General features: G+C 58.6%; 2 pseudogenes. Both read left to right on the top strand.

What is annotated here, in order from left to right:
* Positions 1 to 544, top strand: a pseudogene (locus ILFOPFJJ_RS36765) (hypothetical protein); the annotation flags it as partial.
* Positions 545 to 740: 196 nt separating this feature from the next.
* Positions 741 to 1,361 (top strand): annotated as a pseudogene (locus ILFOPFJJ_RS34580) (IS6 family transposase); the annotation flags it as partial.

Genomic DNA, 1,361 nt, shown 5'->3' with positions numbered 1-1,361 from the left:
GTGTTGATTGCGGCGTCTTCGTGGTGGACGGCACGCGCCAGCTGGTTCAACTCCTTGCGAGCGAAAAGCAGTCAGAGCCCCAACTGCCGCTGCACCTCAACCACCTCGTCGCCAATCGGCGGGCGCTGCAAGTGCGACTGGGGCAGCCCTTGCCGCACGAGCGTGCGTAATCCCCGCGGAAGCTTTTGTAGCAGCTGGGCTGCAGGTGCAACACCCCGTCTTGCAAGAGCAGCAAGCCCGACAAGTTGCGCCAGTGCAGTCTGAACGGCACTTGGGCGAGGCGCGCGAGGCCCAGCACGAGCTGACGAGTGCCCTTGACGAGAACAACCTCGTGAACAGCGGCGGCTCATCATCAACACCGGCGGAGGTCTTCATGGCGAATTTGTGCGAATATGGTAATGCCCTACCCTGCACACGTCATTGTTGCACTTGGTTTAGATTCTCCAGCCGGCGATTGATCTTTGCCGCCAGGGTCGATCACCAGCTTTCGCCATTCCTCCTTGAACGGCATGGGCGCGTCCGGCGGCACATCGCGCCTTTCTGACCTGTTGAGTTCCCGAAGCTTTTGCACGCCGCGCGCTTCCACGGTTGGCCCTGAATTCAAGTGCTTCGCCAGCGCCGGAGCAAACTTCCGCAATGTCGCATAGCGGTCCACGGCCACCGTGAGGGGATCGACATCAGCAGTTTCAGCGGCACCGTAACGTTAACGGAGCATCGGTCAAAATGTGGGACCTGGCGGCATGACCAGATTTTCCCGTAATCCTCTTTATCGTCGGCACCTCCGGCGCAGGTGATTGCCCATGCCGTTTGGCTCTATTTCCGGTTTCCGCTCAGCCTGCGGATGGTCGAGGATATGCTGGCAGCTCGTCGCGTCATCGTCTCTCATCAGACCGTGCGACTTTGGGCTGAGAAATTCGGCAGACACTTTGCCAATGATATCCGGAAGCGATCGGCCGGCAAGCTCGGTGACAAATGGCACCTCGACGAGTTCATCACCATCGGTGGAAAGAAACACTGGCTTTGGCGCGCCGTTGATCGGGACGGGTTTGTTCTCGACCTGTTGGTGCAATGCGAAAGCGGCAAAGCGCTTGATGCGAAAGCTTCTGAAAGGGCAAGTCCGTTCGCCGCGTGTGATGATCACCGACAAGCTTCGATCCTACGGTGCGGCGAAACGGGAGATCATGCCAGGCGTCGAACATCGATCGCACAAGGGCCCGAACAATCGGGCAGAGAACTCTCATCAACCGGTCCGACGGCAGAAGAGGATCATGAAGCGGTTCTCGTTGCCGGACACGAAACGACAAGTGGCCTCCTCAGTTTTGCGACCTTTCTGTTGCTCAAAAATCCAGAGGTGCTGTCCA

This window comes from Sinorhizobium psoraleae (assembly GCF_013283645.1).
Classification (GTDB): domain Bacteria; phylum Pseudomonadota; class Alphaproteobacteria; order Rhizobiales; family Rhizobiaceae; genus Sinorhizobium; species Sinorhizobium psoraleae.
This window is presented reverse-complemented; position numbering and strand designations above follow the sequence as displayed.